Origin of the sequence: Actinomadura kijaniata (assembly GCF_014138665.1) — a bacterium.
In the GTDB taxonomy this organism is placed as follows: Bacteria; Actinomycetota; Actinomycetes; order Streptosporangiales; family Streptosporangiaceae; genus Spirillospora; species Spirillospora kijaniata.
In genome coordinates this window covers 151,430-168,124 of the sequence record NZ_JACJIA010000012.1, presented here as the reverse complement: position 1 = coordinate 168,124, position 16,695 = coordinate 151,430, and the positions used below count along the sequence as shown (strand labels likewise).

19 protein-coding genes are annotated in these 16,695 nt (G+C 73.9%); 10 read left to right on the top strand and 9 right to left on the bottom strand.

Annotation, left to right across the window (positions count from 1 at the left end; genetic code table 11):
• The first annotated feature begins 123 nt into the window (after positions 1-123).
• From HNR61_RS35810 to HNR61_RS35790, 5 genes are all read left to right on the top strand, one after another.
• The gene (locus HNR61_RS35810; RefSeq protein WP_182847576.1) at positions 124-1,899 is read left to right on the top strand and encodes a DUF2207 domain-containing protein; all 1,776 of its coding nucleotides are present in this window, start codon (positions 124-126) and stop codon (positions 1,897-1,899) included.
• Between the two features lie 80 nt (positions 1,900-1,979).
• Positions 1,980-2,231 (top strand): hypothetical protein, encoded by a 252-nt coding sequence (locus tag HNR61_RS35805; RefSeq protein ID WP_182847575.1) that lies wholly within the window; start codon positions 1,980-1,982, stop codon positions 2,229-2,231.
• A gap of 120 nt (positions 2,232-2,351) precedes the next feature.
• The gene (locus HNR61_RS35800) at positions 2,352-3,041 is read left to right on the top strand and encodes a FadR/GntR family transcriptional regulator (protein WP_182847574.1); all 690 of its coding nucleotides are present in this window, start codon (positions 2,352-2,354) and stop codon (positions 3,039-3,041) included.
• The gene (locus HNR61_RS35795; RefSeq protein ID WP_312898262.1) at positions 3,038-4,285 is read left to right on the top strand and encodes an MFS transporter; all 1,248 of its coding nucleotides are present in this window, start codon (positions 3,038-3,040) and stop codon (positions 4,283-4,285) included. Before HNR61_RS35800 ends, HNR61_RS35795 begins: the two co-directional genes overlap by 4 nt.
• An 89-nt stretch (positions 4,286-4,374) precedes the next feature.
• Entirely contained in the window at positions 4,375-4,659 is a 285-nt protein-coding gene (locus HNR61_RS35790; RefSeq protein ID WP_182847573.1) for a hypothetical protein, read from the top strand.
• A gap of 17 nt (positions 4,660-4,676) precedes the next feature.
• On the opposite strand, the gene HNR61_RS35785 is transcribed toward HNR61_RS35790, so the two are convergent.
• The gene (locus HNR61_RS35785) at positions 4,677-5,651 is read right to left on the bottom strand and encodes an asparaginase (RefSeq protein ID WP_182847572.1); all 975 of its coding nucleotides are present in this window, start codon (positions 5,649-5,651) and stop codon (positions 4,677-4,679) included.
• 74 nt (positions 5,652-5,725) lie between these two features.
• On the bottom strand, positions 5,726-6,529 hold the full coding sequence (locus HNR61_RS35780) for a beta-keto acid cleavage family enzyme (protein WP_312898261.1): 804 nt from the start codon (positions 6,527-6,529) through the stop codon (positions 5,726-5,728).
• A 44-nt stretch (positions 6,530-6,573) separates the two neighbouring features.
• On the opposite strand from HNR61_RS35780, the gene dtd reads away from it, so the two are divergent.
• Positions 6,574-6,999, top strand: coding sequence for a D-aminoacyl-tRNA deacylase (gene dtd, locus HNR61_RS35775; RefSeq protein ID WP_182847570.1), 426 nt, complete (start codon positions 6,574-6,576; stop codon positions 6,997-6,999).
• 55 nt (positions 7,000-7,054) lie between these two features.
• On the opposite strand, the gene HNR61_RS35770 is transcribed toward dtd, so the two are convergent.
• From HNR61_RS35770 to HNR61_RS35755, 4 genes are all read right to left on the bottom strand, one after another.
• The gene (locus HNR61_RS35770) at positions 7,055-7,558 is read right to left on the bottom strand and encodes a hypothetical protein (RefSeq protein WP_182847569.1); all 504 of its coding nucleotides are present in this window, start codon (positions 7,556-7,558) and stop codon (positions 7,055-7,057) included.
• Positions 7,559-7,632: 74 nt separating this feature from the next.
• A complete protein-coding gene (ygfZ, locus tag HNR61_RS35765) occupies positions 7,633-8,613 on the bottom strand; it encodes a CAF17-like 4Fe-4S cluster assembly/insertion protein YgfZ (protein ID WP_182847568.1) in 981 nt (326 codons plus the stop codon).
• A gap of 21 nt (positions 8,614-8,634) precedes the next feature.
• A complete protein-coding gene (locus HNR61_RS35760; RefSeq protein WP_182847567.1) occupies positions 8,635-9,048 on the bottom strand; it encodes a Fur family transcriptional regulator in 414 nt (137 codons plus the stop codon).
• 336 nt (positions 9,049-9,384) lie between these two features.
• Positions 9,385-9,885, bottom strand: a complete 501-nt coding sequence (locus tag HNR61_RS35755) for a heme-binding beta-barrel domain-containing protein (protein ID WP_067820852.1) — start codon at positions 9,883-9,885, stop codon at positions 9,385-9,387.
• Positions 9,886-10,076: 191 nt separating this feature from the next.
• Between HNR61_RS35755 and HNR61_RS35750 the strand changes: the two genes are divergently transcribed.
• The gene (locus HNR61_RS35750; RefSeq protein ID WP_182847566.1) at positions 10,077-10,439 is read left to right on the top strand and encodes a DsrE family protein; all 363 of its coding nucleotides are present in this window, start codon (positions 10,077-10,079) and stop codon (positions 10,437-10,439) included.
• An 86-nt stretch (positions 10,440-10,525) separates the two neighbouring features.
• The gene (locus HNR61_RS35745; RefSeq protein WP_182847565.1) at positions 10,526-11,539 is read left to right on the top strand and encodes a TerC family protein; all 1,014 of its coding nucleotides are present in this window, start codon (positions 10,526-10,528) and stop codon (positions 11,537-11,539) included.
• A gap of 28 nt (positions 11,540-11,567) precedes the next feature.
• On the opposite strand, the gene HNR61_RS35740 is transcribed toward HNR61_RS35745, so the two are convergent.
• The gene (locus tag HNR61_RS35740) at positions 11,568-12,302 is read right to left on the bottom strand and encodes a type 1 glutamine amidotransferase (RefSeq protein ID WP_182847564.1); all 735 of its coding nucleotides are present in this window, start codon (positions 12,300-12,302) and stop codon (positions 11,568-11,570) included.
• Positions 12,292-13,542: a MurT ligase domain-containing protein gene (locus tag HNR61_RS35735; protein WP_182847563.1), complete on the bottom strand. Its 1,251-nt coding sequence runs from the start codon at positions 13,540-13,542 to the stop codon at positions 12,292-12,294. The genes HNR61_RS35740 and HNR61_RS35735 overlap by 11 nt, the downstream gene beginning before the upstream one ends.
• Before the next feature lie 397 nt (positions 13,543-13,939).
• On the opposite strand from HNR61_RS35735, the gene HNR61_RS35730 reads away from it, so the two are divergent.
• Complete coding sequence (locus HNR61_RS35730) at positions 13,940-15,349, top strand: hypothetical protein (RefSeq protein WP_182847562.1); 1,410 nt, start codon at positions 13,940-13,942, stop codon at positions 15,347-15,349.
• Between the two features lie 159 nt (positions 15,350-15,508).
• Complete coding sequence (locus HNR61_RS35725) at positions 15,509-16,330, top strand: hypothetical protein (RefSeq protein ID WP_182847561.1); 822 nt, start codon at positions 15,509-15,511, stop codon at positions 16,328-16,330.
• A gap of 4 nt (positions 16,331-16,334) precedes the next feature.
• Here the strand turns inward: HNR61_RS35725 and HNR61_RS48595 are convergent, their stop codons facing one another.
• Entirely contained in the window at positions 16,335-16,685 is a 351-nt protein-coding gene (locus HNR61_RS48595; RefSeq protein WP_182847560.1) for a DUF5955 family protein, read from the bottom strand.
• Positions 16,686-16,695 lie beyond the last annotated feature (10 nt).

The following is a 16,695-nucleotide window of genomic DNA, read 5'->3' as shown; positions in this document are numbered from 1 at the left end:
CTGCGAAGAGTGCTGACCCCCGGTGGGCAGGCCGGGCGGCGGAGCGGGCGTCCGGGCCGGTGAGGGGTGTTGACCTGCCATAGCGAGCAATCATCCCACGGCTTGCCGCTACGATTTGCGGCCATGTCTGGCTATGCGGCGTTGTCGGGCCTGCTGCGGCCCCTGACCGCTTCCCTCGCCATCTCCTCCGTGCTCCTCCCGTTCGCCCTGGCGACCCCGGCCCGCGCCGCGGACCACGCCCCGGACCGGGCGCCGTCGCTCCGGGCCGCCGAACGGGTCCTCAAGGACGAGGTCGCCCTGACCCTCGGCCCCGGCGGTGTCGCGCGCGTCCGCGAGACCGTGTCCTACGACTTCTCGGGCGGCTCCGGCTCGCTGGAGCGGACGTTCGTGACCAGGCGACACGAGAGCATCACCCGCGACCGGGTGTTCCGGCTGGAGAACGTGCGCGCCTCCAGCCCCGACGGCGGCCCGACGAAGGTGACGGTCGGCGGGGAGCAGGACACCCGGACCACCGTCACGGTCAGCGGCGGCGCCACGTCCGGGCGGCACACCGTCGTCCTGGAGTACGACGTGCGCGGGGCGGTCGCCCCGGTCGGCTCGGGCGAGGAGCTGCAGTGGCCCGCGGCGGGTGGCTGGCAGGTCCCGGTCGACGAGGCGCGCGTCACCGTCAACGCGGGCACCGCGATCCGCAGCGTCAACTGCTTCGCCGGGCCGCTGGAGAGCGCGGTCGGCTGCACCCAGTTCTCCATGGGGCACGTGCGCACGCAGGGCCTGTTCGTGCAGCAGCAGCTGCTGCCGGAGGAGTACCTGACGGTGGTGGCGGGGCTGCCCCCGGCCTCGACCGGCGGCAAGCCGATCACCGAGCGGCGGCACACCGTCGCCACCGCGTTCTCCGTCAACGGCATCACCGTCGGCGCGCTGCTCGGCCTGGTCCTGCTGCTGCTCGGCGGGTTCGTCGGGATCTACCTGCTGCGCGGCCGGGACGCGCGGGTGGTGGGGAAGAAGGCCGCCGAGGGCGACCACGCGCCGGTGGCGGGCGACCACTTCGAACCGCCGGACGGGGTGCGCCCCGGCCAGATCGGCACGCTGATCGACGAGCAGGCCGACGTCATCGACGTCACCGCCACCATCGTGGACCTGGCGGTGCGCGGCCACCTGCTGATCGACGAGGAGGACCGCAACGTCACCGGCCGGCTGGACTGGACGCTGGTCCGCCTCGACCGGCCCGCCGGGAACGACGACCTGCTGACCTACGAGCGGCTGCTGCTGGAGGCGCTGTTCACCGCCCCGGACGGCGCGCCGCGCCCGTCGGTGAAGCTGTCGGAGCTGGGCGGGACGTTCGCCACGCAGCTCGCGCGGGTGCGGTCGGCGATGTACGACGACGTGGTGGAGCAGGGCTGGTTCGCGCGGCGGCCCGACACCGTGCGGTCCCGCTGGACGGTCCTCGGGCTGGTGCTGACCGGGCTCGGCGTGCTCGGCACGGTCGCGCTCGCGCTCACCACCGACCTGGCGCTGGCCGGGCTCGCGGTGATCATCGCGGGGGCGGCGATGGCGTACGCGGGCCAGTACATGCCGGCCAAGACCGCGCGCGGCTCCACGGTGCTGGCGCACACGATCGGGTTCCGGGCGTTCCTGGAGCGCGGTGAGGTGTCCGGCGGGGAGCTGCCGTCGCAGCAGCGCATCGCGCTGTTCTCGCGGTTCCTGCCGTACGCGGTGGTGTTCGGCGTGGTGCCCAAGTGGGCCGAGGTCGTCAAGGACGCCGGGGAGCGCGCCGAGGGCGCCGACAACCTCTACTGGTACGAGGGCCCGGCCGAGTGGGACCTGTCGAACTTCGCCGAGTCGATGCGCACGTTCACGCTGGCCACCTCGGGGGCGATCTCCCAGTCGCGGGGCCTGTGACGCGCGGGTGAGGCGGCGCGCGCCGCCCCGCGGGGTTGAACGCCTCCTGTCGGGTACGAGCCCGGCAGGAGGTGTCACCCATGTTCATCGCAGGCCCTGTCCTCGCCGAGTCCTCGCCCACCGGGATGAACTACTGGCTGTGGCTCGCGCCGATCGTGGTGGCCGCCGTCATCGTCACCTGGATCGCCCTGACCCGCCACGCCTCGCGCAAGCGCATCCACCGCGGGGAGCCCGACCCGGGCTCGGCGCGCGGACCGGTGCACGGCGGGGTCGTCGAGGGCGACCCCGGTCAGCGCAAGGCGGGCCGCCCCGGCTCCACGGACCGGGGCTGAGGCCCTGGGCGACCTTTCCGATGGCCGCCACCCCCTCCTGCGGTCATCGGAAAGGATCCGGGCACCCGCGCGCGGTAAGATGTCTGACATCTGTCCTCTCTTCGACCAGCGAGGTGGCCCGTGGCCCTGCGTCCCGTTCCGGGGGGATCCACCGTCGAGGCGGTGCTCGACCAGCTCCAGGCGGAGGTCAGCGACGGCGCGTGGCGGGTCGGTGACCGCATCCCCGGCGAGCTGGACCTGGCGGCGCGGCTCGGAGTGAGCCGTCCCGCCGTCCGCGAGGCGATCCGCGCGCTCGCCCACGTCGGCGTGCTGGAGGTGCGCCGGGGCGACGGCACCTACGTGCGCAGCGGCGCCGACCCCCGGCCGCTGCTGCGCCACGTCCAGCGCGCCAGCCTGCGCGACGTGTTCGAGGTGCAGCTCGCCTACGACGTGCAGGCCGCCCGGCTGGCCGCGCGCCGCCGCACCGACGCCGACCTGGAGCGCCTGGCCGGGTTCCTGGAGGACCGGCGCGCCGCGCCCGACGCCGCCGCGTTCGGCGAGGCCGACGCCCGCTTCCACGTCGGCGTGATCGAGGCCACCCGCAACCCGCTGCTGGTCGAGGCCAGCCGGTTCTTCCAGCGCCGCCTCGGCGAGGCGATGGCCGCGCTGCGCCTGGACCGCGAGCTGCCCGAGGCCAGCCAGCGGGCCCACCGGGCGGTGCTGGACGCCCTGGCCGCCCGCGACCCCGACGCCGCCGCCCGCGCCGCCGCCGCGATCGTCGAACCCACCCTGGCGGCCCTGGACGCCCTGATGCCCGAGGAGGCCGAGTGAGCGAGCGCCGCCGCCACCTGCTGGGCCTGGCGCTGATCGTCCTGGTCGCGCTGAACCTGCGCCCCGCGATCACCGCCGTCGGCCCGCTGCTGACCGAGATCCGCGGCGACTTCGGGCTGTCCGGCACCGCCGCCGGGGCGCTGACCACGCTGCCGCTGGTGTGCTTCGGGGCCTACGGGCTGCTCGCGCCGTTCCTGCGGCGTCCCCCGCGCAGCGAGACGCTGCTGGTCACCGGCATGACGCTGCTGGTGGCGGCGCTGCTGCTGCGGCTGCTGGACGCGCCGGCCGCGCTGTTCGCCGGGTCGCTGGTCGCCGGTGTCGCGATCAGCATCGGCAACATCGCGATGCCCGCGATCATCAAGCGGGACCATCCCGCCGCCATCCCCGCCGTGACGGCCCTCTACTCGGTGGCGGTCACGGTCGGCGCGGCGGCGTCCTCGGGCTTCGCGGTGCCGGTGGAGAAGCTGCTGGACGGGACCTGGCGGTTGCCGCTGGCGCTGCTGGCCGTTCCGGCGGCCCTGGCGGCGCTGGCCTGGCTCCCGGCGCTGCTGCGGGCGCGCCGCGGGGACCGCCGACCGGGAATGGACCGTTCCACCACCGTGGCCAGGCCGGGCTCCGAGGTGCGCCGCGCGGTGTGGACGTCGAAGCTGGCGTGGCAGGTGACGGCGTTCATGGGCACGCAGTCGCTGCTGGCCTACGTCGTCATCGGCTGGCTGCCGACGATCGCGCAGGACCGGGGCCTGGACGAGGCGTCGGCCGGGTACGTGCTGGCGCTGTCGAGCCTGATGCAGGCCGTGGGCTCGCTGGCGGTGCCGGTGGTGGCCCGGCGCTTCGCCGACCAGCGCCCCCTGGTGGCGGCGGTCGTGGCGCTGTCGGTGGTCGGCTTCGTCGGGATCGGCTGGGCCCCGGTCGCCACGGTCTGGGGCTGGGCGGTCGTCCTCGGCCTCGCGCAGGGCGCGGGCTTCGCGGCGGCGCTGGCGTTCCTCGGGATGCGCGCCCACGACGCCCAGATCGCCGCGCAGCTGTCCGGGATGGCGCAGGGCGTGGGCTATGTGATCGCCGCGCTCGGCCCGCTGGCGATCGGCGCGCTGCACGACGCCACGCACGGCTGGACGGTCCCGCTCGCGGTGACGACGGCGATCGCGGTCTGGCTGCTGCTGCCGGGCCTGGCGGTGGGCCGCGACCGCGCGGTGGGAGCCCCCGCGCCCGCCCCGGAGGAACCCGCCCCGCGCGCCAGGACCTGACGGAAAACCCTCACGACAGGCATCGATCCCCCTGAACTGGGCATTCATCCCATGCGGGGTGCGGTTCTCGCGCTGCTTGGGGGGATCTGATGGACATGTTGGCCGCCGCCATCGACAACACGCGGCTGGGCGCGGGTTTCGGACTCTGGCTCGTTCCGGTGATCATCGCCTTCGCCCTGGTCACGATGCTGTTCATCATCAGCGTCGGCATGACCGAGACCGGCCACCGCTTCACCACCCGCCGCGCCGAGAGCAACCACCGGGGCCCCCTCCAGGGCGGCTTCTACACCTACCGCCCCGGCATGTACTCCCACACGAGGACCTCCCCGGCCGAGATCGCGGCCGAGCAGCGCCGCACGCCGCCCCCGGGGTAGAGGGGCCGGAACGCCTCTCAGAACGCCTCTGGGAACGCGTCCGGGGCGACGCGGATCTCCCCGACCCGCGCCTCGCCGCCGTACAGCGGCACCGTCGCGAGCTCGGTCAGGACCGCCTCGTCCGCCGCCTCGACGCCGAGGGCCCGGATCAGCGCGACCGTCACCGGGGTGCGGGCCCGCATGGCACCGTCGTCGATCTTGATGACGCCCGCCCGGCCGTCCCGGTGGGCGAACGCGTCCACGCCCTCCGCGCCGCACTTCACCAGCAGGCCCGGGACCGCGTCCATCAGGCGGCGCTCCTCGCGGCGGGTCCCCGAGGTCCACGCCGGATGGGCGCGCATCGCGTCGGCCACCCGGCGCTCCGGAGTGCCGGGAACCGCCGTGACCAGGGCGCGGAACGCGCGGGCCACGCCCGTCGCGGAGACCGCGAACAGCGGGGCGCCGCAGCCGTCGACGCCCGTGGCGGCCACCTTCTCGCCCGCCAGCCCCTCGACGGCCTCGCGGGAGGCCACCTGGAGCGGATGGCCGGGGTCGAGGTAGTCCGCGGTGGACCAGCCCGCCGCGACGCAGGTGGCGAGCATCGCGGCGTGCTTGCCCGAGCAGTTCATGCGCAGGCGGGACCGGTCCTCGCCGGTGCGGGCCACCGCCAGGGCGACCTCCTGGTCCAGCGGCCACTGGGCCGGGCACCGCAGGTCGGCGGCCGACAGCCCGACCGAGGCCAGGATGCGTTCGGCCCCCTCGACGTGGAAGTCCTCGCCGGAGTGGCTGCCCGCCGCGATGGCCAGCAGCTCGCCGTCGAGGGGCAGGCCGTTGCGGACCATGGCGACGGCCTGCATCGGCTTGTTCGCCGACCGGGGGAAGATCGGTTCGTCGGGGGTCCCGGCGGTCACCGCCACCGTTCCGTCGGCGGCCAGGCCCACCGCCGAGCCGCGGTGCCGCGACTCCACGAAGCCGGAGCGTTCCACCTCGACCAGCACCGGAGCAGCGCTCAACTCTTCCCCCCGACGACGCCGTTGTCAGATCCCGCACCAGGATAATCGGGACGGAGGAGAGGAAATCCCTCAGATCAGCGTGCCTTGATCCCCAGGAACGCGCGGGCCTCCTCCGGGGTCATCGGCGGGCGCTGGGCGAAGCGGGCCAGGGCGGCGGCGCGCTCGACCAGTTGCGCGTTGGAGCTCACCGGCTGCCCTTTGGCGTAGGTGAGGGTGTCCTCCATGCCCACCCGCAGGTGCCCGCCCGCCGACAGCGCCGCGAACAGCACCGGCAGCGAGGTGCGACCCACTCCCGTCGCCGACCAGGACGCCCCTTCCGGCAGCGCCTCCACGGCCGCCACCAGGGTCCGGGCGTCGCCGGGCATGCCGCCGGGAACGCCCATGACCAGGTCGCAGTGGACGCGCCCGCCGAACGGCGGCCCGTACCGGTCCAGCAGGCGGTGCAGCGCGGCGACCTGCCCCAGGTCGAACAGCTCGAACTCCGGGACCACCCCGAGGTCCTGCGTCCTCTGGTACAGCTCCGCCATGAACGGCCACGGGTTCATGAACACCTCGTCGCCGAAGTTGACCGTCCCGCAGGTCAGCGAGCAACCGTCGGGCTCGGCCTCCAGCACCCGCAGCCGGTCCTCGTAGGGGTCGGTGACCGCGCCGCCGGTCGAGAGCTGGACGATCAGCCCCGTTCCCTCACGGAGCGCCTGGACCGTGTCGCGCAGCCGCGCCGGATCCAGGGTCGGCCGCGCGTCGTCGTCGCGGATGTGGACATGGATGACCGCCGCCCCGGCCGCCTCGCACTCCTGAGCGGTCTTCACCAGCTCGTCGAGGGTCACCGGCAGCGCCGGGACGTCGGCCTTCGCGGACTCGGCGCCGGTGGGCGCCACCGTAATGAGCGTCGTTGCTCCCATACCAGGCAGAATGCAGGGTCATGCGAGCAGTAGTCCAGCGGGTGAGCGAGGCGAGCGTGACCGTCGACGGTCGCGTGGTCGGGGCGATCGAGGGTCCGGGGCTGTGCGTCCTGGTCGGGGTGACCCACGAGGACACCCCCGAGCAGGCCCGCAGGCTCGCCGCCAAGCTGTGGGGGCTGCGGATCCTGGCGGACGAGAGGTCCTGCTCGGACCTGAACGCCCCGCTGCTCGTGATCAGCCAGTTCACGCTCTACGGCGACGCCCGCAAGGGCCGCCGCCCGTCCTGGACCGCCGCGGCGCCCGGCCCGGTCGCCGAGCCGCTGGTCGACGCCGTGGTGGCGGAGCTGCGGGCGCTGGGCGCGAAGGTCGAGACCGGGATCTTCGGGGCGGACATGAAGGTCTCCCTGGTCAACGACGGCCCCATCACCCTGGTCCTGGAGCTCTGAGGCGCGCCGCCCGCACGCGCGGCCGCCCGGAGGGGCCGCGGCTCACCGGCGGTGCTCACAGCCGGTAGAGCATCCCGGCGACGGCCGCCAGCGTCCCCACCGCCGCGGCGATGATCAGCAGCCGGTCCGGCCACAGCGTCAGCGTCGCCCGCCCCTTCTTCCCCGCCGCGACGACCGTCCCGGTCTCGCGGTTGGGGTCGGGGCGGGACGGCTTGCGGAACGGGTTGCTCAGCAGCGCCATCCGCCACAGCGCGTCGTTCTTGAGCTGCTGGTGGTGCGGCTCGCAGGCGAACAGGCGGCCCCGCGCGGGCTCCGGGCACGCGTGCCCCTTGCGCGGCACCACCCGGCACAGCGTCGGCACGAACACGAACTCGTACAGGCACCACAGGGTGAGCGTCAGCAGCGCCAGCACCCACGAGCGGAGGTGGACGGTCGCCGCGACCAGCACGGCGAACCCGATCCACCACACGAGCGCCGACTCCCGCCGGCGGCGGCGTCTCCTGCCCATGAGGCTCTTCCTGGCGAGCGGAGGCCCCTCGTTCCCCAGGTTCGTCGCCATGGCCGGGTCCCACCTTCCCCTGCGGCGGATGAACGCCCCCCATGCCAGACGATTTTGCCCCCGCCGCCGGGGTTTTACGCCCGGTTCGCGGCGGTCCGTCGAAGATCGATCTGGGCGTTGGCGCCGGTGTCCGGGGAGACCACGACCTCCTGCGCGGCGGCCACCCCGCCCGCCAGCAGGTCGGCGTCCACCGGGACGTTCCGCTTGACCAGCGCGAGCGCGACCGGGCCGAGCTCGTGGTGGCGGGCCGCCGACCCGACGAACCCGACCGCGCGCCCCCCGGGGATCTCGACGGGGTCGCCGTGCGCGGGCAGCCGGTCCACGCTGCCGTCCAGGTGCAGCATCACCAGGCGGCGCGGCGGGCGGCCCAGGTTGTGGACGCGGGCGACGGTCTCCTGGCCCCGGTAGCAGCCCTTGTTCAGATGGACGGCCGTGCCGATCAGCCCGGCCTCGTGCGGGATGGTCCGGTGGTCGGTGTCCAGCCCGAACCGGGGGACGCGCGCGGCGATCCGCAGCGCCTCGTACGCCCAGATCCCCGCCGGGCGCAGGTCCCCGGGGGCCAGTCCGTCGCGCGGCACGATCCGGGTCACGGCGCCCGCCACGTCCGGGAACGTCGCCACGCCCTCCCCCGGCCCGGTCACCACGGCGTACTCGCCGCTCAGGTCGTGGACCTCGACCCGCAGCATGAACCGCATGCGGTCCAGGAACCCCGCCAGCTCCGGGGCGGTCCCGGGCTCCACGTGCATCCACACGGCCTCGCCGTCGTCCACCAGGTGCATGTGGTGCTCGATGTGGCCGTTCGGGCTGAGCAGCAGCGCCTGGGTGGGCTCGTCCGGCCGCAGCCCCTCCAGGTGCTGGCTGACCAGGCTGTGCAACCAGCGCAGGCGGTCCGGGCCGTCCACCCGGATCACACCCCGGTTGCTCCGGTCCACGAACGCCTCGCCCGCCTCCAGGGCGCGCTGCTCGTGCATCGGCTCCCCGTAGTGGGCGGCGATCTCCTGGTCGGGCGCGTCGGCGGCGACGGCGCCCCGCGACTGCAACAGCGGGCTCTCCATGGCCTCCACACTACGACCCGATCAGGAACGGCACTCCCGGCAGCGTCCGTAGACGGTGAGGTGGTGCACGTCGGTCTCGAACCCGAACCCCTCCCGCAGCCGCTCCGCCAGGCCCTCGGCGACGGCGGGGTCGGCGTCCTCGGCCCGGCCGCACTCGCGGCACACCAGGTGGATGTGCTCGGCGTCCTCGGCCAGGTGGTAGTTGGGCGGGCCGTGGCCGAGGTGGGCGTGCTTGACCAGCCCCAGCTCCTCCAGGAGCTCCAGGGTGCGGTAGACGGTGGAGATGTTGACGCCCCGGGCGGTGCGCTGCACCTCGGTGCAGATCTCCTCGGGGGTCGCGTGCTCCAGGTTGGTCACGGCCTCCAGGACCAGCTGGCGCTGCGGCGTGACCCGGTACCCCTTCGCCCGCAGCTCCTCCTGCCACGTCTCAGCCATGCCGGAAGTGTATGTGCCCGAGCTCACCGGGGGCCCCTCCGAAATTCCGCTTGCCTTCCCCCACGGGGGTCGCATAACTTGCGGCTACGCAGGAAAGGAGGTGGTCCTAACTTATGAGTGACAGTAGGACTTGCGAGGTGGCTGTCCGCTAGGTCGCCGTCACGCCTCGGCCCTACCGTTCCTGCGGGCGAGCTAGCCGCCTTCAGGGGTAGGCGAACCGGTCGCGACGCGACCGGCGATTACCAGGCAGACACCGGGTCCCCGGACCGATGGGTAGTCCTCCCATCACCCGCCCATGCGGGAAGGTCCGGGGACCTTTCCCTTCTCCCGACGTGCTCAGTCGACCTTCTTCAGCCTCGCCGACAGGTGCGGCTGGAGGTCCTGGCCCATGGCCGCCATCTCGTAGACCCAGCCGAGGTCGCGCGCGCCGTTCTCCTCCGGCAGCAGCCCGTACATGCGGGTGCCCGCGGTGACCTCCTTGGCCGTGGCGGTGCGGGCCACCACGTCGGTCTGCAGGTCGATGCGGTGGAACGCGACCCGCCCGAGGTAGATCTCCACGATGCCGGTGGGGTGCGCGAGGGTGACCTCCAGCGCGTTGTCGGGCTGCGGCCGCCAGTACCCGGTCTCGGTGCCCAGCGGGCGGCCCACCGAGCCGTCCTTCTCGATCAGCCAGCTCCGGCTGGAGTAGATCAGGAACGGTTTGCCGTTGTGGGTGAAGGAGACCTCCTGGCCGAAGTTGAACGCCTCGATGGTCGGGTAGTCGCCGACCCCGGCGCCCTTCCACGTGCCCAGCAGGAATTCCAGCGGCTTCAGATCGGGGTGCAGCTCAGGCTCCATGAGGACAGAGCGTAGCGACGCCCGGGGCCTACTTGAGCCGGGACAACCGCACCACCAGCAGCGCCGTCCCGACCGCCGTCAGCCCGAGGATGAGGACCAGTGCTCCCGCGCTCACCATTCCGCCCACGGCACGGCAGCCTAGCGGTCCCGCCCGCGGGGCGCGGCGGGCGCGAGGCCGTAGGGTGCGGGGTATGGCGAGGTCTTTGGTGATCAAGGTGACGGCGGGCGCGGACGGTCCGGAACGGTGCAACCAGGCGTTCACCGTGGCGGCGGCCGGGATCGCGAGCGGGGTGCCGGTGTCGTTGTGGCTGACCGGCGAGGCGGCCTGGTACGCGCTGCCGGGCCGGGCCAAGGAGTTCGAGCTGCCGCACGCGACGCCGCTGGAGGACCTGCTGGCGGTGGTGCTGTCGGGCGGCACCGTGACGTTGTGCACCCAGTGCGCGGCCCGCCGGGACATCGGCCCCGACGACGTGATCCCGGGCGTGCGGATCGCGGGCGCGCCGACGTTCGTCGAGGAGATCACCGCCGAGGACGCCCAGGCGCTCGTCTACTGAGCCGGGGTCGCCGCGCGTTCCGGTTTGAAGCCCCGAGAGCGGAAACAAAGGCTGTCACGCCTCCGAATCCTTGGGGAGAGTGACGCGTGGTCGAGATTCCGGTGTGGGTGTGGTGGGCGACGATCGGCCTGGTGATCGCGATGTTCGCGTTCGACCTGTTCGTCGCCGTGGGGCGGCCGCATGCGGTGGGGCTTCGGGAGGCGACCTTCTGGTCGGTCCTCTACGTGGGGATCGCGCTGCTGTTCGGCGTCGCGCTGTGGGTCGTGGTCGGCGGGCAGGCCGGGACCGAGTACTTCGCGGGGTGGGTGGTCGAGAAGAGCCTGTCGGTCGACAACCTCTTCGTCTTCCTGATCATCATGTCGCGGTTCTCGGTGCCGCCGGAGTTCCAGGAGCGGGTGCTGCTGTTCGGCATCCTGGCCGCGCTGGTGCTGCGGGCGGTGTTCATCGCGATCGGGGCGGCGGCGATCAGCCTGTTCTCGTTCACCTTCGTGATCTTCGGGCTGATCCTGCTGTGGACGGCGTTGCAGCTCGTCCGGCACCGCAACGACGAGCCCGAGGTCGGTGAGAACTGGCTGGTGCGGCGGGCGCGGAAGCTGTTCCCGGTCAGCGGGGACTTCCACGGCGGCAGGCTGCTCGCGCACGAGGACGGCAGGCGGGTCGCCACGCCGCTGCTGCTGGTCTTCCTGACCATCGGCAGCACCGACATCCTGTTCGCGCTGGACTCCATCCCGGCCGTGTACGGGGTGACCGAGTCGGCGTTCATCGTGTTCGCGGCCAACGCGTTCGCGCTGCTGGGGCTGCGGGCCCTGTTCTTCCTGATCGAGGGGCTGCTGGAACGCCTGGTCTACCTGTCGGTCGGGCTGGCGCTGATCCTGGCGTTCATCGGCGTGAAGCTGATCATGGCGTTCGCGCACGAGAACGTGTCCAAGAGCGTCCCCGAGATCCCCACCCCGGTGTCGCTGGGCGTGATCCTGCTGGTGCTGGCGGCCACGACGGCCGCGAGCCTGTGGCGGGTGCGCGCGCATCCGGAGGAGAAGGCGCACGGCCGGTGCCGCGGTGGGCGCAAGCACCGGGAGGAGACCGCCGAGACCGCCGCCTGACGCACGGGGCGTCAGGCGGCGCCGGACGTCAGGGCTGGCCGTTGGCCGCCGGCAGGACGGCCGACAGGCGCTCCTCGCGCAGCCGCTCGGACCAGGACGGGGGCAGCGGCGGCAGCTCGCGTCCCAGCGCCCAGCTCAGCACCAGGTCGGCGAGGGCCGGGTTGCGGACCAGCGCCGGGCCGTGCATGTAGGTGCCGAGGATGCGGCCCTGGTAGGCGCCCTCGAAACCCTGGCCGTCGCCGTTGCCGACGCCGGACAGGACCTTGGAGAACGGGCGGGCGTTCGGGCCGATGGCGGTGGCGCCCATGTGGTTCTCGAAGCCGGTGACGCGCGGGACGTTCAGCTCGGACGCCACCTCGGAGACGACCTCGCCGACGGCCCGGTTCTGCCCCCGGTAGCTGCGGATGTCCAGCAGGCCGAGACCGGGCACGGGCTGCCCCTCCTCGCCGCCGAACTCGTGGCCGAGGATCTGGTAGCCCGCGCACACCGCGAAGACGGTCGCGCCGTTCTGCACCGCGCGGTGCAGGCCGCCGTCGTTGCGCAGCCGCTGGGCGGCCAGGATCTGCGGGCGGTCCTCGCCGCCGCCGAGCAGGTACACGTCGCCGTCCGGCGGCACCGGCTCGTCGGACCGCAGGTGGACGGTCTCGGTGGCGATCCCGCGTAGCTGGGCGCGGCGCTCCAGGACGATCGTGTTGCCCTGGTCGCCGTAGGTGGACAGCAGGTCCGGGTAGATCCAGACGATCTTGATGCGGTCAGACGACACGGCCGTACCTCGTTCGGATGTCCTGGAAGGCGGTGTAGTTGGCGATCACGTCCAGATGGCCCGGCGGCACCGACATCACGGCCTGCTCGAAGTCGTCCACCACGGTGAACTGGACGTCGGCGGCCTCCAGCCGGGCGGCCAGGTCGATGCGGCGCTCCCCGGACACGAAGACCGGGCGGCCCCGCAGGATGCGGTAGTCCACGTCCCACAGCCAGGAGGTGTCGCGGCCGTCGGGGCCCTGCGCGTTGACCGCCAGGGCGACCGGGCCGGGCGCGGGCTGCAGCACGTCGAACGCCTCCAGCCAGCCCGCCGGGTTCTTCGACAGCAGCAGCCGCAGCGTGCGGCCCTGGTGCTCGACGGTGGTGTACCGGCCCGCGACCGACTTCACCTGCGCCAGCAGCGGCAGCGCCTGCTCGGGCGGGACGCCGAACTGCGCGACGACGGCCAGCGCGATGGCGGCGTTGGAGCGGTTGGCGCGGCCGGGCAGCTGGATCCCGCCCAGCGGGATCTGGCGGCCGTGCGGGTCCACCACGTGGTCGCCGTGCAGCGCCCACTGCGGGGTGGGCCGCCGGAAGTGGCACTGGCGGCACGCCCAGTCGCTGTTCTCCTCGCCCTCCTGGCGGTCCAGCGGGCCACCGCACTCGGGGCAGCACCAGGAGTCCTCGCGCCAGTGCTGCCCGGCGGCGACCCAGATGACGCCGGACGCGGTGGACGCGCCCCAGGTCACCAGCGGGTCGTCGCAGTTGGCGATCACGTGGGTGCCGGGGGACTCGGCCAGCGCCCGCCGCCACTTGCCCGCCAGCTGCCAGATCTCGGCGGCGCGGTCCATCTGGTCGCGGCTGAGGTTCATCAGCGCGACCAGGCTCGCGCCGGTCTCGCGCAGCACCTGCGGCACGTACTTCTCGTCGCACTCCAGCACGCCGTACTGCGCGCTCGGGGCGGAGGCCAGCGCCGACACGTGGCCGGTCGGCATGTTCGCGCCGAACGCGTTGGTGGCGACCTCGCCCAGCGGCGTCATCGCCGAGGTGATCAGCCGCGTGGTGGTGGTCTTGCCGTTGGTGGCGCTGACCAGCACCAGCTTGCGGTCCTTGGCCAGCCGGGTCAGCAGCTCGGGGTCGAGGCGCAGGCCGATCCGGCCTCCGATCACCGAACCGTCGCCCTTGCCCGCCAGCCGGGACATCTTCGCGGCCGTACGACCGAGCGCGACGGCGAGCTGCGAACGCAGCGGAAGATCGCTCATTGCCTCCGTCTTTCCGGTTGTGAGCCTGGGGATCGCCTCAGATCGTTCCGAGCCTAGCCGTTCACCGGCCCAGGTCGGGGCGGGGTCCCGGATCTTCCCTCCGGGTGGGCGGCGGGCCTGCCGGGCGCCCGGCCCGGGGCGCCGGGATGCGACGAGGATCACACGGGGGCGTGGTAAACCAGATGGCGCGATCTTGACCCGCGGGGCGGGGTCATGGTTCGGTGCGAGACCGGTCGCGGCGTGCGCGAGGGTCGCGAACTTCTCATCGAGACACCCGAGAGCGGTGTCACGCAGTACTTTGTCGGGGTCCCTGGCGGTTCATGCGCCGGGAGAGCGGTCCCCCGCCTCCGGGCGGGCCCGGACGACGGTAGCGGCGACGAGGCGAGGTTTCTGAGCGATGCAGTGTCCGACGTGCGGTTCCCACACGCCCGGAACGCTCGACAGATGTGCAAGCTGCGACTCTCCGCTGAACGTCCCGCTGGGCGCGCCGGTCGCCGAGGGGGCGCCGGATCTCGGCGAGAAGACGATGGTGACGCCGCCGCAGGGCCCGGCGCCGCATCCGCCGCGGAACCCGGCCCCGGCGCAGATCGTGGAAGAGAAGACCATGATGGTGCCGCCGCCGACGCCCTCCTGGGCGGCCGAGCCCCCGCCCTCCCCGGCGCCGCCGCAGGCCCCGGCCCGCGAGGGCGACGGGGAGGACGGCGGGAACTCCGAGTCCACGGCGCCGTGGGCGTTCGACCCCGACGAGCCGTCGGGCGGGTACGAGGCGGTGCCGGAGGCCGCGCCGCCGCCCCCGCCGCCCTCGTGGGCCCCGCCGCCCCCGCCGGTGCCGGTCGAGGAGATCGTTCCCGAGTCGTGGTACGCCAAGCCGCGCCGCCCGCGGCCCGAGCCCGAGCCCGGTCCGGAGCGCTGGACGCCGCCGCCCGCCCCGCCGCGGGAGGACCACTTCGGCCGCGCGTCCGTGCCGGGCGGCGACGCGACGCAGGTCTCCCCGACGCCCGCCACGCAGCCACAGCACGGGTTCCCGCAGACGCAGCGGCTGGACGCCGGCCCGCAGCCGGGGTTCGGCGCGCCGCAGGGGCCGGGGTTCGGACCGCAGCCGGGGTTCGGACCGCAGCCGGGGTTCGGCGGGCCGCAGCAGCCGTTCGGGACGCCGGGCGACCAGGGCGCCTACCCGCCCCCGCCGCCGGCCCCCGGCGGCCGGGCGGGCAAGCCGATGATCATCGGGGTCGGGGCGCTGGTGCTGGTCGCGGCCGTCACCGTCGGCGTGGTCATGTGGCCCGGCGACGAGAAGGGGACCGCCACCCGGCCGCAGGCCACCGACCCGCCCAGCAAGCAGGTCAACAACAGCAAGAGCCTGGAGCGCGAGCAGGCCGAGAAGGTCGACTCGGTGCTGGACGCCAGCGGCGACGCCCGCCGCGCCCTGGTCGGCGGGCTCGCGGCGGCCCGCGCCTGCAAGACCCTGCCCCAGGCGATCACCGGGTTCCAGCAGGTCGCGCAGCGGCGGCAGGCCCAGCTCCGCGCCACCCAGACGCTGAAGGTGGACAAGCTGCCGAACGGCGAGCGCCTGCGCCTGACGCTGCGGCAGTCGTTCCAGGCGTCGCTGGACGTGGACCGGGCCCTGCTGGCGTGGGCGCAGCGCAACCGGGCCAAGTGCAAGGGCAAGCCGCGCCCGGCGGCGGCCCAGGCGCCCGGCCGGGCCCGGGCCGAACGCCAGGCGACGGTGTCCAAGCAGCGGTTCGTGGCCATGTGGAACCCGGTCGCCACCCGCAACGGCCTGCCCAAGCGGCCCTGGTCCGCCATCTGATCAGGGCCGGTACCGCAGCGCGTCCGATCACAACCGGATTGCGACCGGGGCGTGGGCCGTCCTTGACCGAGCACCGCGCAGTATCTTGTGGTCGTTGATACCTCACGGATAGGGGTTGTTATGCGGTGCCCCGGATGCGGTAGCGACACGACCCCGGCGTTGCCGCGCTGTACCCGGTGCAACACCCCGCTGGGCGGCGCGTCCGGCGAGGAGGCGACCCGGCGCGACCCGAACGAGGGCCAGCCCCTCCCGCCGCCGTGGTCGGCTCCGCCGCAGGACCCGCCCGGCTGGAACACCCCGCCGCCCCCGCCGTCCGGGGACCCCGGCGAGACGTCGATCTCGCTGTCGCCCGAGCCGTGGGACGAGCCGCCGATCTGGCAGCCGCCGCAGCAGACCCGGCGCCGCGACGTCAAGCTCTACCTGCTGATCGCCGTGGGGGCGGTCGCGCTGGCGGCGGTCGCGACGCTGATCGTGGTGTGGCCCTCGGGCGACGACCGGAACGGGTCGGGCGCCGGACCGCAGCCGCAGCAGACCTCCCAGACCCCGACCGGGGACGACACCGGGACGCCCCCCGACGGCACGACGCCCACGACGGCGTCCGGCGACGCGGCCCAGCAGGCCCGCGCGGTGGACCGGCTGCTCAGCGAGATGACCTCGACCCGTTCCCAGCTCCAGCCGATCGTCGCCGAGTGCGACCGCTCGGGGCTGGGGCGGATCGCCGCGCAGCGGCAGTCGCAGCTGGACCGGGCGCGGTCGATGGCGTTCGACAAGCTCCCCAGCGGCCCGCAGATGCGGAGCGCGCTGGTCCGGGCGCTGGAGGCGTCGGCGGAGTCCAGCCGGATCCGCCGGTCGGAGGGCTGCCCGGCCACGCCGCTGCCCGACGACCACCGCGCGACCAGCGCCAAGCAGGAGTTCATCGGCTACTGGAACTCGGTGGCGGCCGAGCATGACCTGCCGTCCCGCTCCGAGAGCGACATCTGACCGGTCAGCCGCCCAGTCCGAGCAGCGCGGTGAGGCCGTTCACCGCCTCCACCAGGACCGTGACGCCCGCCACGCGGCGGGCCAGGCGGCCGGTGGTGTCGCGCAGGGCCTCGGGGTCGGGGTCGGGCTCCTGGAGCTCCCGGCGGAGGGCCTCCACGTCGCGGGTGGCGCGGTCGGCCTCGGCGAGCCGGTCGGCGTGCCGCCGCAGCAGGTCCTCCAGCCGGTCCAGCGCGGCCGTGACCTCGTCGGCCCGCGCCGCCCCGACGTTCTGCGTCTGGTGGACGTTCCGGCCGCTGCCGACCTGACCGGAGACGTTCCCGGTGATGTTGATCCGGTAGTCGTCGTTCTGGCTCACGGGCTGTGCT

Excerpts from the sequence above, each read along its gene's own strand:
- dtd (WP_182847570.1), top strand. The coding sequence starts at position 6,574 with ATGCGAGCAGTAGTCCAGCGGGTGAGCGAGGCGAGCGTGACCGTCGAC.
- ygfZ (WP_182847568.1), bottom strand. The coding sequence starts at position 8,613 with ATGGAGAGCCCGCTGTTGCAGTCGCGGGGCGCCGTCGCCGCCGACGCG.
- HNR61_RS35760 (WP_182847567.1), bottom strand. The coding sequence starts at position 9,048 with ATGGCTGAGACGTGGCAGGAGGAGCTGCGGGCGAAGGGGTACCGGGTC.
- HNR61_RS35790 (WP_182847573.1), top strand. The coding sequence starts at position 4,375 with ATGGACATGTTGGCCGCCGCCATCGACAACACGCGGCTGGGCGCGGGT.
- HNR61_RS35755 (WP_067820852.1), bottom strand. The coding sequence starts at position 9,885 with ATGGAGCCTGAGCTGCACCCCGATCTGAAGCCGCTGGAATTCCTGCTG.
- HNR61_RS35770 (WP_182847569.1), bottom strand. The coding sequence starts at position 7,558 with ATGGCGACGAACCTGGGGAACGAGGGGCCTCCGCTCGCCAGGAAGAGC.
- HNR61_RS35735 (WP_182847563.1), bottom strand. The coding sequence starts at position 13,542 with ATGAGCGATCTTCCGCTGCGTTCGCAGCTCGCCGTCGCGCTCGGTCGT.
- HNR61_RS35750 (WP_182847566.1), top strand. The coding sequence starts at position 10,077 with ATGGCGAGGTCTTTGGTGATCAAGGTGACGGCGGGCGCGGACGGTCCG.
- HNR61_RS35805 (WP_182847575.1), top strand. The coding sequence starts at position 1,980 with ATGTTCATCGCAGGCCCTGTCCTCGCCGAGTCCTCGCCCACCGGGATG.
- HNR61_RS35810 (WP_182847576.1), top strand. The coding sequence starts at position 124 with ATGTCTGGCTATGCGGCGTTGTCGGGCCTGCTGCGGCCCCTGACCGCT.
- HNR61_RS35730 (WP_182847562.1), top strand. The coding sequence starts at position 13,940 with ATGCAGTGTCCGACGTGCGGTTCCCACACGCCCGGAACGCTCGACAGA.